Source organism: Mesorhizobium koreense (assembly GCF_031656215.1).
Classification (GTDB): domain Bacteria; phylum Pseudomonadota; class Alphaproteobacteria; order Rhizobiales; family Rhizobiaceae; genus Mesorhizobium_L; species Mesorhizobium_L koreense.
The window spans coordinates 2871280-2884875 of record NZ_CP134228.1; the positions used below are offsets into that span (position 1 = coordinate 2871280).

Annotated in this window: 16 protein-coding genes; 11 read left to right on the top strand and 5 right to left on the bottom strand. The window is 62.0% G+C overall.

Annotation, left to right across the window (positions count from 1 at the left end; genetic code table 11):
- The first annotated feature begins 97 nt into the window (after positions 1-97).
- From aptA to hydA, 4 genes are all read left to right on the top strand, one after another.
- Entirely contained in the window at positions 98-1426 is a 1329-nt protein-coding gene (gene aptA / locus RBH77_RS13600) for an omega-aminotransferase AptA (RefSeq protein ID WP_311028135.1), read from the top strand.
- A gap of 4 nt (positions 1427-1430) precedes the next feature.
- On the top strand, positions 1431-1721 hold the full coding sequence (locus RBH77_RS13605) for a cupin domain-containing protein (RefSeq protein ID WP_311032537.1): 291 nt from the start codon (positions 1431-1433) through the stop codon (positions 1719-1721).
- 5 nt (positions 1722-1726) lie between these two features.
- The gene (locus RBH77_RS13610; RefSeq protein WP_311028136.1) at positions 1727-2977 is read left to right on the top strand and encodes a Zn-dependent hydrolase; all 1251 of its coding nucleotides are present in this window, start codon (positions 1727-1729) and stop codon (positions 2975-2977) included.
- A gap of 67 nt (positions 2978-3044) precedes the next feature.
- Complete coding sequence (hydA, locus tag RBH77_RS13615; RefSeq protein WP_311028137.1) at positions 3045-4496, top strand: dihydropyrimidinase; 1452 nt, start codon at positions 3045-3047, stop codon at positions 4494-4496.
- Positions 4497-4574: 78 nt separating this feature from the next.
- On the opposite strand, the gene RBH77_RS13620 is transcribed toward hydA, so the two are convergent.
- A complete protein-coding gene (locus RBH77_RS13620) occupies positions 4575-4991 on the bottom strand; it encodes a cupin domain-containing protein (RefSeq protein ID WP_311028138.1) in 417 nt (138 codons plus the stop codon).
- Positions 4992-5118: 127 nt separating this feature from the next.
- Here RBH77_RS13620 and RBH77_RS13625 point away from each other — a divergent pair, with 127 nt between their 5' ends.
- The 5 genes from RBH77_RS13625 (at position 5119) to RBH77_RS13645 (ending at position 9535) form a co-directional block, all read left to right on the top strand.
- Positions 5119-5907 (top strand): ABC transporter ATP-binding protein, encoded by a 789-nt coding sequence (locus tag RBH77_RS13625; protein WP_311032538.1) that lies wholly within the window; start codon positions 5119-5121, stop codon positions 5905-5907.
- A 34-nt stretch (positions 5908-5941) separates the two neighbouring features.
- On the top strand, positions 5942-6817 hold the full coding sequence (locus RBH77_RS13630; RefSeq protein ID WP_311028139.1) for an ABC transporter permease: 876 nt from the start codon (positions 5942-5944) through the stop codon (positions 6815-6817).
- The gene (locus RBH77_RS13635) at positions 6817-7938 is read left to right on the top strand and encodes an ABC transporter permease (protein WP_311028140.1); all 1122 of its coding nucleotides are present in this window, start codon (positions 6817-6819) and stop codon (positions 7936-7938) included. The genes RBH77_RS13630 and RBH77_RS13635 overlap by 1 nt, the downstream gene beginning before the upstream one ends.
- Positions 7939-7979: 41 nt before the next feature.
- Positions 7980-8945, top strand: a complete 966-nt coding sequence (locus tag RBH77_RS13640; RefSeq protein ID WP_311032539.1) for an ABC transporter substrate-binding protein — start codon at positions 7980-7982, stop codon at positions 8943-8945.
- Positions 8946-9091: 146 nt separating this feature from the next.
- Positions 9092-9535, top strand: a complete 444-nt coding sequence (locus RBH77_RS13645; protein WP_311032540.1) for a CHRD domain-containing protein — start codon at positions 9092-9094, stop codon at positions 9533-9535.
- A gap of 59 nt (positions 9536-9594) precedes the next feature.
- Here RBH77_RS13645 and gstA read toward each other — a convergent pair whose 3' ends face one another.
- Positions 9595-10188: a glutathione transferase GstA gene (gstA, locus tag RBH77_RS13650; protein ID WP_311028141.1), complete on the bottom strand. Its 594-nt coding sequence runs from the start codon at positions 10186-10188 to the stop codon at positions 9595-9597.
- Between the two features lie 148 nt (positions 10189-10336).
- On the opposite strand from gstA, the gene RBH77_RS13655 reads away from it, so the two are divergent.
- On the top strand, positions 10337-10663 hold the full coding sequence (locus RBH77_RS13655; protein WP_311028142.1) for a winged helix-turn-helix transcriptional regulator: 327 nt from the start codon (positions 10337-10339) through the stop codon (positions 10661-10663).
- Positions 10664-10718: 55 nt separating this feature from the next.
- On the opposite strand, the gene RBH77_RS13660 is transcribed toward RBH77_RS13655, so the two are convergent.
- From RBH77_RS13660 to folE, 3 genes are all read right to left on the bottom strand, one after another.
- The gene (locus RBH77_RS13660) at positions 10719-11693 is read right to left on the bottom strand and encodes a patatin family protein (RefSeq protein ID WP_311028143.1); all 975 of its coding nucleotides are present in this window, start codon (positions 11691-11693) and stop codon (positions 10719-10721) included.
- Positions 11694-11836: 143 nt separating this feature from the next.
- Complete coding sequence (gene hisI / locus RBH77_RS13665; protein ID WP_311028144.1) at positions 11837-12238, bottom strand: phosphoribosyl-AMP cyclohydrolase; 402 nt, start codon at positions 12236-12238, stop codon at positions 11837-11839.
- 48 nt (positions 12239-12286) lie between these two features.
- Entirely contained in the window at positions 12287-12922 is a 636-nt protein-coding gene (gene folE / locus RBH77_RS13670) for a GTP cyclohydrolase I FolE (RefSeq protein ID WP_311028145.1), read from the bottom strand.
- 222 nt (positions 12923-13144) lie between these two features.
- On the opposite strand from folE, the gene RBH77_RS13675 reads away from it, so the two are divergent.
- Entirely contained in the window at positions 13145-13591 is a 447-nt protein-coding gene (locus tag RBH77_RS13675; protein WP_311028146.1) for an iron-sulfur cluster assembly scaffold protein, read from the top strand.
- Positions 13592-13596: the final 5 nt, after the last annotated feature.

Genomic DNA, 13596 nt, shown 5'->3' on the forward strand with positions numbered 1-13596 from the left:
CAAAAATTTGCGTAGCACGACTGCGCAGCAAAAACCAAGCGTTGGCCGTCACAATGGGGCACTACTCGACAGCACTAACGAAAAGGAAGGCTTGGTAATGTCCAACAGGTTGAACGTCGCGCCGAACGATCTCAGCGCTTTCTGGATGCCGTTTTCGGCGAACCGGCAGTTCAAGAAGGCGCCGCGCATGCTCGTCAGCGCCAAGGACATGCATTACACGGCGAGCGACGGCCGCAAGATCCTCGACGGCACGGCGGGGCTATGGTGCGTCAACGCCGGACATTGCCGACCCAAGATCGTCGAGGCGGTGCAGCATCAGGTTGCCGAACTCGATTACGCGCCGGCCTTCCAGATGGGCCATCCGATCGTTTTCGAATTCGCCAACCGGCTGGTCGATATCGCGCCCAAGGGCATGGATCATGTGTTCTTCACCAATTCAGGTTCCGAATCGGTCGAAACCGCGCTGAAGATCGCGCTTGCCTATCAGCGTACCAAGGGCGAGGGGTCGCGCTTCCGCCTGATCGGCCGCGAGCGCGGCTATCATGGCGTCAATTTCGGCGGCATTTCCGTCGGCGGCATCGTCTCCAATCGCAAGATGTTCGGCACGCTGCTTACCGGCGTCGACCATCTGCCGCACACGCACCTGCCGAAGAAGAATGCCTTCAGCCGAGGTGTGCCTGAGCACGGCGCGGAACTCGCCGACGAGCTTGAGCGTATCGTCGCCCTGCACGACGCATCGACCATCGCCGCCGTTATCGTGGAGCCGGTCGCCGGCTCGACCGGCGTGCTCATCCCGCCGAAAGGCTATTTGAAGCGGTTGCGCGAGATTTGCGACAAGCACGGCATCCTGCTGATCTTCGACGAGGTGATCACTGGCTTCGGTCGCCTCGGCGTACCCTTCGCGTCGGATTATTTCGGCGTCCTCCCCGACATCATCACCACGGCGAAGGGCGTCACCAACGGCACGATTCCGATGGGCGCGGTCTTCGTCAGGAAGGAAATCCACGACGCGTTCATGAACGGCCCCGAACACCTGATCGAGTTCATGCACGGCTACACTTATTCCGGCAATCCGGTGGCGTCGGCCGCAGGCATCGCGACTCTCGATACGTACAAGGAGGAGGGACTGCTGAACCGGGGCGCCGAACTCGAAACCTATTTCGAGGATGCGCTGCATTCCTTGAAAGACGCGCCGCATGTCATCGACATCCGCAATATCGGTCTCGTCGGCGCCATTGAACTCGAGCCGATCGCCGGCGAGCCGACCAAGCGCGCGTTCTCGGCCTTCGTGAAGGCGTTCGAGAACGGCTGCCTGATCCGCACGACGGGCGATATCATCGCGCTGTCGCCGCCGCTTATCATCACCAAGGGGCAGATAGACGAGCTGATCGACCACGTCCGCAACGTCTTGGAACAGGTGGAGTAGACCCATTTCCAGACCGCAAGCCACGCACGAGGTCCTTGTCGACGACGAGCGGGTGCGCGTCACCCGCTGGGACTTCGTGCCTGGCGCGGAAACGGGCTGGCATCGTCATGAACTCGACTATGTGGTGACGCCCGTCACCGATTGCGCCTTCCTGCTGGAGGAGCCCGGCGGGACGTCGCGCCGTATCGACATGGAACCCGGCGCGGCCTATCGCCGTGCGGCAGGCGTAGAGCACAATGTGATCAATGGCGGAACGACGCCCATGTCTTTCGTCGAAGTGGAACTGAAGGGTTAGGGAATATGGCAGCGCCGGGCGAGAATCTTCGAATAAATCCGGATCGTTTGTGGGATTCCATCATGGAGATGGCGAAGATCGGGCCCGGCATCGCCGGCGGGAACAACCGCCAGACACTGACCGACGAGGATGGCGAGGGGCGTAAGCTTTTCAAGAAATGGTGCGACGAGGCTGGCCTCGAAATGGGCGTTGACCGGATGGGCACCATGTTCGCGAGACGCGAGGGCGCCGATCCGGAGGCGCTGCCGGTCTATGTCGGCTCGCATCTCGATACGCAGCCGACCGGCGGCAAGTATGACGGCGTGCTCGGCGTGCTTTCCGGGCTGGAGGTGGTCCGCTCTCTCAACGATCTCGGTATCAGGACGAAGCACCCGATCGTCGTGACGAACTGGACGAATGAGGAGGGCGCACGCTTCGCCCCGGCCATGCTGGCGTCGGGCGTGTTCGCCGGCGCCATCGACCTCGACTACGCCTACCAGCGCAAGGATGGCGAGGGTAAGAGTTTCGGCGACGAATTGAAACGTATCGGTTGGGTCGGCGACGAGGAGGTCGGGGCGCGCAAGATGCACGCCTATTTCGAGTATCACATCGAGCAGGGCCCGATCCTCGAGGCCGAGGACAAGACGATTGGCGTCGTTACCCACTGCCAGGGCCTGTGGTGGCTGGAATTCACGCTGACCGGCAAGGAGGCCCATACCGGCTCGACACCGATGAACATGCGCGTCAACGCCGGTCTCGCCATGGCGCGCATCCTGGAGATGGTACAGAAGGTGGCAATGGACGCGCAGCCGGGTGCGGTGGGCGGCGTCGGGCAGATGCGCTTTTCGCCGAACTCGCGCAACGTACTGCCGGGGCAGGTGGTATTCACGGTCGATATCCGCTCGCCCGACCAGGCGAAACTCGACGGCATGCGCGCCCGCATCGAGAAGGAAGCGCCGGCGATCTGCGCTGAACTCGGCGTCGGCTGCTCGGTCGAGGCGGTCGGCCATTTCGACCCTGTCACTTTTGACCCGACGCTCGTCGGGCGGGTACGCAGCGCGGCGGAGAAACTGGGCTACAGCCACATGAACGTCATTTCCGGCGCCGGCCACGACGCCTGCTGGGCCGCCAAGGTCGCGCCGGCAACGATGGTGATGTGCCCCTGCGTCGACGGCCTCAGCCACAATGAGGCCGAGGAGATCAGCAAGGATTGGGCCCGCGCCGGCGCCGACGTGCTCTTCCACGCCGTGGTGGAAACAGCGGAGATCGTCGAATAGACGATCGAAAATCTCGGCAGGCGCTAAGGGAACCCAATAGAGGTCCGGCGAGGAAGGGAACGAATAAATGTCCAAAGTCATCAAGAACGGCACCATCGTCACCGCCGACCGCACGTGGAAGGCGGACGTGCTGATCCAGCACGACAGAATAGTGGCGATCGGCCCTGATCTCCACGCCGACCATGAACTCGACGCCACCGGATGCTATGTGATGCCGGGCGGCGTCGACCCGCACACGCACCTCGAAATGCCCTTCATGGGCACCTATTCGACCGATGATTTCGAGTCCGGCACACGCGCCGCACTTTCCGGCGGCACGACGATGGTGGTCGATTTCTGCCTGCCTTCGCCCAACCAGTCGCTGCTCGAAGCCCTTCAGATGTGGGACAACAAGACGACCAAGGCGTCCTGCGACTACTCTTTCCACATGGCCATCACCTGGTGGGGCGAACAGGTCTTCAACGAAATGGCCGAGGTGGTCGATCGAGGCATCACCTCATTCAAGCATTTCATGGCCTATAAGGGCTCGTTGATGGTGAACGACGACGAGATGTTCGCCTCGTTCCAGCGCTGTGCCGGGCTTGGTGCGCTGCCGCTCGTCCATGCCGAGAATGGCGACGTCGTTGCTTCGCTCTCCGAAAGGCTGCTTTCAGAGGGGAACAACGGGCCGGAGGGCCACGCTTATTCGCGTCCGCCGGAGGTCGAGGGCGAGGCGACCAACCGCGCCATCATGATCGCCGACATGGCCGGCGTGCCGCTTTATGTCGTGCATGTCTCCTGCGAGCAGTCGCACGAGGCGATCCGGCGCGCCCGGCAAAAGGGCATGCGCGTCTTTGGCGAGCCATTGATCCAGCACCTCACGCTTGACGAGAGCGAGTATTTCAACAAGGACTGGGACCATGCGGCGCGCCGCGTCATGAGTCCGCCCTTCCGTAACAAGCTGCACCAGGATTCGCTGTGGGCGGGCCTGTCATCCGGCTCGCTGCAGGTGGTGGCAACGGATCATTGCGCCTTCACCACCGAGCAGAAGCGCTATGGCGTTGGCGACTTCACCAAGATCCCGAACGGGACCGGCGGCCTGGAGGATCGCATGCCGGTCCTATGGACGCGTGGCGTCAACACCGGCCGGCTGACGATGAACGAGTTCGTCGCCGTCACCTCGACCAATATCGCCAAGATACTCAACATGTACCCCAGGAAGGGCGCGATCGTGGAAGGGGCCGACGCCGACATCGTCGTGTGGGACCCCAAGAAGAAGAAAAAGATCAGCGCCAAAAAGCAACAGTCGATCATCGACTACAACGTCTTCGAGGGCATGGAACTCGAAGGCCTGCCGCGCTTCGTCCTGACGCGCGGCGAGATTGCTGTCGATGACGGCAAGGTGGATGCCAAGCCCGGCCATGGCGAGTTCGTCCGGCGCGAGCCGCATCAGGCCGTTAATCGAGCGCTGTCGAAATGGAAGGAGATCACCGCGCCGCGCAAGATCGAGCGCAGCGGTATTCCGGCGAGTGGAGTTTGAGCCTGGTCCGGTTGTCCGAACACATCGGCCGCGTTGGAACGCGGGCCGGCGACTTCTCGTCCGTCTGCTTCGTCAAGCCTATTTCGCCGGCACCAGCCCTTCCAGTTCCGGCAACAGCATCACGCTTTCCTGCTCATGCGGGTCGGTGCGGGCGATCACTGCCCGTGCCACCTCTCCATACGGGTTCTCCGGCAAGTGCGGCATGTCGGCCGGGATATAGACCATGTCGCCGGCCTTCGCCTCCATCATCTCTTCGAGTTTCGGTCCGAACCACATGCGCGCCTTGCCCTCCAGCACGTAGATCGCCGTCTCGTGATGCTCGTGCTTGTGGGCCTTCGCCCGTCCGCCGGGCGGAATGGTCAGGAAATGCATACAGATGTGGGTTGAGCCGACGGTCTCTTGCGCGATGCCTTCAAAATAACGAAAACCCTGTTTCCCGTCGAAGGCCCTTCCGGTGCGCACAAGCCTGCAGGTCGGGGACGTTGACGTCGGCATGGAAAAACCTCAGCCTTTCGGCCGGCGGCCCGGGTTTCCGGACGGCCGGATCAGTGTGGAGCCTTGATCTATGAATGTCAGCGCAGCCGCTGCAAGCGCCAAGAACGTTGGGCGCGGGGCCGCCACGATGTCAAGTGGCTCGACCGTGGTGTCGGCACGCAAGCTTTCACTCACTTTCGAGACCAGTGACGGCCCCGTCAACGCCCTTGCCGATATCGACCTCGATGTGAGCAAGGGTGAGTTCGTCTCCTTCATCGGGCCTTCCGGCTGCGGCAAGACGACCTTCCTGCGCGTCATCGCCGATCTGGAGAAGCCGACCGCAGGCACCATCAGCGTCAACGGCATGACGCCGCAACAAGCCCGCGAGAAGCGTGCCTACGGCTATGTGTTCCAGGCGGCCGGGCTTTTCCCGTGGCGCACGATCGAGCGCAACGTCACCCTGCCGCTCGAGATTATGGGTTATTCCAAGGCCGAGCGGGCGGAGCGTCTTCATCGCACGCTGGAACTCGTGAACCTTACCGGTTTCGAGAAGAAGTTTCCGTGGCAATTGTCCGGCGGCATGCAGCAGCGCGCCTCGATCGCTCGCGCTCTTGCCTTCGATGCCGATCTCCTGCTGATGGACGAGCCGTTCGGCGCGCTCGACGAGATCGTGCGCGATCATCTGAATTCGCAACTTCTGGAACTGTGGGCGCGCACGAACAAGACCATCTGTTTCGTCACGCACTCCATTCCAGAGGCGGTCTATCTCTCGACCAAGATCGTGGTGATGTCGCCCCGGCCCGGCCGGGTGACGGATGTCATTCAATCGACGTTGCCGAAGGAAAGGCCGCTCGATATCCGCGAGACGCCGGAATTCCTCGAGATCGCCCATCGTGTGCGCGACGGGTTGAGGGCAGGGCACTCCTATGAGGATTGAAGGGCGGCTCCTGCTATCGGGCGGGGATGTCTGAATGGACTCCTTCCGTGACAAGATCGTTCCCGTCAGCGTGATCGTGGCCGTGATCGTTGTGGTCTGGTACGTCGCAGCGATCTTCATGAACGCGCCCTACCAGCGCGAGTTGAACGCCCGCGCGCACGAGACGCCGGACATGGGCGCGTTCATCGGGCAGACATGGGCGCAGCGCAAACCGACATTGCCCGCGCCGCATCAGATCGCCGAAAACTTCTTCAAGAACACCTTCCAGGTAAAGGTCACCAGCCGGCGCAGCCTCGTCTATAATTCCTGGGTAACGCTTTCCTCGACACTGGTCGGTTTCGCCTTCGGTACGCTCCTCGGCATCGTGATCGCGGTTGGGATCGTGCATGTGCCAGTGCTCGATCGTAGTTTCATGCCGTGGATCATCGCCTCCCAGACGATCCCCATCCTGGCGATCGCGCCGATGGTCGTCGTCGTGTTCGCTGCCATCGGCGTTACAGGCCTCATCCCCAAGGCCCTGATTTCGACCTATCTTTCTTTCTTCCCAGTTGCCGTCGGAATGGTGAAGGGGCTGCGCTCGCCCGATATCCTCCACCTCGACCTTATGCACACCTATAACGCCTCCAAGACGCAAACCTTCTGGAAGCTGCGCGTACCCGCCTCCGTGCCGTTCCTCTTTACCTCGATGAAGGTGGCGGTAGCGGCGAGCCTCGTCGGTGCGATCGTCGGCGAATTGCCGACGGGCGCCGTCGCCGGCATCGGCGCCAAGCTGCTTGCCGGTTCCTATTACAGCCAGACCATCGATATGTGGTCGGCGCTGGTCGCCGGCTCCGTCGTCGCCGTCCTTCTCGTCGCGGCCGTCGGCGTTGTCGGGCGCTTTGTAGAACTCAGGATGGGGGCGCGGCCTTGATGCGGCGTTTCGCATGGCAGTCCATCCTGGCCCTGGCGCTCTGCCTTGCGGCAGCGGCGACGCTGCCGCTTGCAGATGCCGTCTCGGCGCTTCCGTTCACGATCGGGCGGACGGCGGCAATCGAGCTTCTGCTTCTTATATCCGTCATCGTGAGCATAAGCGGGATCAAGCAACTCGGCGGTGCGGTCGTGCTGTTGTTCACCGTCCATATTGCCGCCTTCATGCTGGTCGGCGGCATCGTCGGAAACGAGGGCGCCGCACGGCCTTCCTTCTTCCTGCTGCTCGCGGCCGCCTGGCTGCTTGCCTGGCGCCTCAACGTGCTGATCTCGGGGCTCGCCCTGGAGAGCAGCGGCGCGCGCAATTTCCAGCGCCTCATCGTGCCCACCTTGTTCGGCGTCTGGATCCTGATCCTGTGGGAAGGGATCACGCGCGGTGCCGGCATACCTTTCGTTCTCCTGCCGCCGCCGACCAGTATCGCAGCCCGTTTCGTCAACTCGCTGCCGATCCTCGGCGCCGATCTCGTGCAGACGGTGTTCAAGGCGGTTCTGGCCGGCTACGTGATCGGTTGCGGGGCCGGTTTCGCCGTCGCGATCCTTGCCGACCGCGTGCCCTTCCTGCGCAAGGGCATGCTGCCGATCGGCAATGTCGTCTCCGCGCTTCCCATTATCGGCATCGCGCCGATCATGGTCATGTGGTTCGGCTTCGACTGGCCGTCCAAGGCGGCTGTCGTCGTGGTGATGACCTTTTTCCCGATGCTGGTGAACACCGTCGCCGGGCTCGCGGCCTCGGGCCATATGGAGCGCGATCTGATGCGCACCTATGCGTCGAGTTACTGGCAGACGCTCTTCAAGTTGCGTCTGCCCGCGGCCGCACCCTTCATCTTCAACGCCTTGAAGATCAATTCGACGCTTGCATTGATCGGCGCCATTGTCGCAGAATTTTTCGGGACACCGATCGTCGGCATGGGCTTCCGCATTTCGACCGAAGTGGGGCGCATGAATATAGACATGGTGTGGGCCGAGATTGCGGTCGCCGCGATCGCAGGCTCCATCTTCTACGGCGTCGTGGCCTTGGTGGAACGGGCCGTGACGTTCTGGCATCCGTCTATCCGTGGTGGGTAGGCGTCCTTCAGAGGGTGAATGAAATGAAAAAGAAAGTTGGAATGAGAAGATTGGCGACGGCGCTCCTGTCTGGAGCGCTGGCAATGGCCGTCGTCCCGGCGATGGCGGCCGACAAGGTGACGCTACAACTTAAATGGGTCGCGCAGGCCCAGTTCGCCGGCTATTTCGTGGCCAAGGACAAGGGTTATTACGAGGACGAGGGGCTGGATGTCGATATCAAGCCCGGTGGCCCGGATATCGCGCCGGAGCAGGTGATCGCTGGCGGCGGCGCCGACGTGATCGTCGACTGGATGGCAGCCGCGCTCGCGGCGCGCGACAAGGGCGTGGACCTCGTCAACATCGCCCAGCCCTTCGACAAGGCGGGCCTCGAGATCGCCTGCCCGAAGGACGGTCCGATCAAGAAACCGGAGGACTTCAAAGGCCATACGGTCGGTGTCTGGTTCTTCGGCAACGAATATCCGTTCTTTGCCTGGATGAACAAGCTCGGCATCTCGACCGAGGGCGGGCCGAACGGCGTCAAGGTGCTGAAGCAGAGCTTCGACGTGCAGCCGCTCATCCAGCATCAGGCCGACTGCATCCACGTCATGACCTATAACGAATACGGCCAGTTGCTCGACGCCGGCTTCAAGGCCGACGACCTCCTCGTCTTCAACTATTCGAAGCTTGGCCAGAACATGCTGGAGGACGGGCTTTACGTGCAGCAAAGCAAGCTCAAGGACCCGGCCTTCCAGGATAAGATGGTTCGCTTTGTGCGCGCCTCGATGAAAGGCTGGCACTACGCGGTCGAGCATCCGGACGAGGCCGCCGAGATCACCGTTGATGCCGGCGCGCAGGACGAGAACCATCAGAAATACATGGCCGGGGAGGTCGCCAAGCTGATCGGCGACGGCAAGCTCGACGAGGCGGCTTACGACCGTACTGCCAAGATGGTGGTCGACCAGAAGATCGTCAGCAAGGCTCCGGAAGGCGCCTGGACGCACGAAATCACCGACAAGGCGATCAAATAGAGCGCCGATAACGGCCAAAATTTGAAGGGGCGGGCGACCGCCCCTTTTTCATGACAGCCGCCTGTTCCCCACACTGGTCCGCTATGGAAAGTACCCTAATTTCGGAATTGTGTGGGCTCACTCTGTCGATTCCGGGAGGAAAGAACATGCGCAAGCCAGCCACTCTCACCACAGCCCTTGGTCTAGCATTGTCGGCGGCGCTTTTTGTTGCCTCGCCGTCTTTGGCGAAAACCGTGAAATTCCAGGCGGACATGAATGCGTCGCAGGAGGTCCCGCCGAACGATAGCGCGGGCAAGGGGACGGCCGACATCACGTATGACACACAGTCCAGGAAGTTGAGCTGGACAATCAAATATTCCGGCTTGTCGGGCCCGGCCAAGGCCGGCCACTTTCATGGCCCCGCAGAACCGGGCCAGAATGCCGGCGTCGAAGTTCCGCTCAAGAAGCTGAAAAGCCCGATCAAGGGATCGGCCATCCTGGCGCCAGACCAGGCGAAGGCGCTGCTCGACGGCAAGCTTTACGTGAACCTTCATACGGCCGCCCATGGCGACGGCGAAATCCGCGGTCAGGTGGTGAAGGCCAAAATGTAGAACTGCAAGGAAAAGGGCGAGCGATCGCCCCTTCCTTGCATGGAGATTTTCTCCGTTGTTCAGCCGTTCAGGCCTTCCTCCTGCATGGCGCGCTTGACCCCGGCGCGCGCGGCCACACGGTCGAAATAAGCGGCGAGCTTGGGGCCGAACTCGACGCCGGTCGCGTTCGCCCAGCGCAGCATCGTGAACAGGTATCCATCTGCGATGGTGAAGGCGGAACCGGTCAGATAGTCGCCGCCGAGCTTGCCTTCGACATAGCCCAACTGCTTGACGAGGTTGGTACGGAACACCTGCTTGGCATCGTCGGACAGCGCCTTGTTGAACAGCGGCGAGAAGCCCTTGTGCAATTCGGTGGCGATGTAGTTCAGCCATTCCTGCAGGCGGAGGCGCTCGGGCGAACCCGCCTTCGGGGCGAGCTTGCCGGTCTTGTCGGCCACATAGCCGAGAATCACAGCGTTTTCGGTGAGCTTTTCCCCCCCGTCCATTTCAAGGACGGGCACCTTGCCCTTGGGCGTCACTGCGTTGAAATCGCCGCCGTTGTCGGTCTTCTTCGCCTGGAGGTTCACTTTGTCCAGAGAATAGTCGGCACCCGTCTCGGCGAGCGCGATATGGGTGGCGAGCGAGCAGGCACCCGGTGCGTAATAAAGCTTCATTCCGTTTACTCCCGGCTATTGCAGGTTGGGGGATGGCGGCCGGAGCAAGCCGGCCAGAATGAGTGATAGCCTATTAACTTCTTAAAAGGAAGTAACATGTGATCTTATAGGTATTCAAATTTCAGCCACTTCGGTCCATATTCGAGCAATGAGCCGCGTTCCCCCTCGCTCCGAACATCTGTGCCGCTATTTCCAGGCGGCGATGGATATCCTCGCCCGCCCATGGAATGGACTCATCATCGCGGCTCTCCATGCCCACGGAGAGTTGCGCTTCAGCGAGATCGGGACATTGATCGACATTGCCGACCGCATGCTGTCGGAGCGTCTGAAGGAGCTCGAGGCGCGAGGCCTTCTGGAGCGGGTCGTCGATGGCGGTCCGCCGGTCAAGGTCTCCTACCGGCTGACCGAGATCGGTCAGGGTTTCGGCGAGGCGCACAAGGGCCTGTCGAAATGGGGCCGCGAACTCGTTCAATAGCGCCGCGCATCCTGCCCATCTTGTCGTGGAAGGCCGGCTTTTTGCGGAAGGCCGGCTACGCCAGCACTCCCTGCAGGCGCTCGAGTTCGCCGAGACGCGCGATGGTCGCCTCGTAGCCGAGCCGGATCGCCTCATCGGCGCGGTGGAATTCGGTAAGACCGATATGAGCGAGCTTGGGCTGCAGCGACAAATCCGGCGGATCGCCGGCAAGGCGTGAGCGCGAGATGCGGTCCTGGATGATATTGAAGGCCTCGACCATGACGCCGGTGATGCCCATGCGCGTCTCACGCGCTTTCGCCGTGCGGTCGCTGACATGGCCTTCCGAGGGGAGAGGCAAGACGGTCGGCTCGGCAGCGCCGGCGCTGTGCTTGATCACGGCAGCCCGCCCGTACTGGTCGTAATGCAGATTGACGGCCACCACCAGCGGCTGTTCATAGGCGCGGCATACCGATACGGGGACCGGGTTCACCAACGCCCCGTCGACCAGCAGGCGCCCGTTGCAGGCGACCGGCTCGAATACGCCAGGCAAGGCGTAGGAGGCGCGCATCGCGGTGATGAGTGAACCGCTGTTGAGCCAGACTTCATGGCCGGTACGGATTTCCGTGGCGACGCAAACGAAGGGCTTCGGCAGTTCCTCGAAGGTGAGGCCATCCATATGCCGCTGCATTTCAGCCGTCAGCCGCATGCCGCCGAACAGGCCGCTGCCGCCGAGATGGATATCGAGCAGGCCGAACATGCGCCGCTTGGTCAGCCCGCGCGCGAATTCCTCGAGCTGGTCGAGCTTGCCGGCGAGATAGCAGCCGCCGGCGAGCGCGCCGATCGACGTCCCGGCGATCATGTCGATCTCGATGCCGGCCTCGTCGAGCGCGCGCAGAACGCCGATATGGGCCCAGCCGCGCGCAGCGCCGCCGCCAAGCGCCAGTGCGACGCCCGATTTGCGCGAGGGCGCCACCGTCGGCGTTTCATCTGCCGGCGGCCGCAACTTGCCACGCGCTTCGGCGCGTCCCCTGATGGACGCCCATTCGAGCATTACCGTCTCCGTGTCCCGCTGGGATTGTGGACTCTGGCAGGTATCAAATTCATGAATCTTCTTCTTGCCGGTAGCAAAATCGGCGTTTCGGGTCGTCAGAAGGCATGATCAATCAATTCAGGTGTAGGCAAGGAAACCATCCGTTATTCCGTATGGCGGAGGCGGGGGGCCGTACCGTTCTCTTCTACAATCCGATAGAAGCAGGAGCGCTGGCCGGTATGGCAGGTCACGCCATCGCCGGCCACTTCGACTTTCAGCCAAAGGGCGTCCTGGTCGCAATCCACGCGTATCTCGACAACGCGCTGGAAGTTTCCCGAGGTCTCCCCCTTCTTCCAGAGCGAGCGGCGTGAGCGCGACCAGTAATGCGCAATCCCGGTTTCAAGCGTGAAACGCAGCGCTTCCTCGTTCATGTGCGCGACCATGAGGAGCGTTCCGTCGCCGGCATCCGTTACCACCGCCGTCACGAGGCCGTTTGCATCAAAGCGCGGCGCGAGGACAGTTCCTTCCTCACGCTCGCTCTCGTCCAGTTCGGGTCTTGATTTCATGCCGTACCGTACCGGTCCGCCGCTTCCATATACCGGACCGGGAAAGGATCAGTCCCGCGTGCCGCGGATCATACCGACGAAGCGCAACTGCTCCTCGGGACGGTCCTTGAAGGCGCCGGTGAAGGTGGAGGTGAGTGTTGTGGCGCCCGGCTTGCGGATGCCGCGCATGGCCATACACATATGCTCGGCCTCGATCATCACGGCAACGCCGCGGGGGTTGATAACGTCCTGGATAACACCGGCGATCTGCGCCGTCATCGCCTCCTGCGTCTGCAGGCGATGGGCGAATATGTCGACGACGCGGGCGATCTTCGAAAGGCCGACTACCTTGCCATCCGGCAGATAGGCGACATGCGCCTTGCCGATGATCGGCACCATGTGGTGCTCGCAATGGGAATGGAAGGGGATGTCCTTGACGAGCACGATATCGTCATAGCCGGCGACTTCCTCGAAAGTGCGGCCGAGTTCTTCCGCCGGACATTTGTCGTACCCGTCGAACATCTCGCGGAACGCCTTGACGACGCGCTTCGGCGTATCGCGCAGGCCCTCGCGGTGGATATCGTCGCCGGTCCAGCGCAAGAGCGTTTCAACCGCCTTCATGACCTCGGCTTCGCTCGGGCGGTTGGTCTTCGGTTTGTCCAGATAATCCGGAACGGCTGGAAATGTCTTGATTACGGCGTCCATTAAGGCGTCTCCCGTAGTCCACCTCGATGGGCGGACGAGTTGAACGGATCACGGCCCTTTTTGCGGGACTTGCTGTGGACCCCGAAAGCGGCGTGCATCTGTAGGTGGGTGCCGGCTTCTTGCCCTGCACCACACCTCCCCACTATATATTGCCTTGGATGAAGATTGAAAGATGCGTACGGAAAACGGTGTGTTCGCTGGGCCGCGCGCGGACGGAAAATAATGATAGACGACATCTATAATGCGAAAATTCTGGGCTTCGCGGGCAATATCCCGCGTATCGGCCGGCTGGAGGATGCGGATGCGTCGGCAATGGCGCATTCCAAGCTTTGCGGCTCGACGGTGACCGTCGACCTCAAGATGGACGGCGACGTGGTGACGGATTTCGCCCATGATGTGAAGGCTTGCGCGCTGGGGCAGGCTTCGTCGTCGATCATGGCGAGCAATATCGTCGGCGCACACGCGGATGAGCTGCGCGAGGTACGCGAGACAATGCGCAGGATGCTGAAGGAAAACGGCGCGCCACCGGAAGGCCGCTTCGCAGACCTCAAATATCTGGAGCCGGTTCGCGACTACAAGGCGCGGCATGCCTCGACCATGCTGACCTTCGACGCGGTCGTCGACGCCATCGGCCAGATCGAGAAGAAGCGCGCCGGTGAGGCGGCCTGAGACTA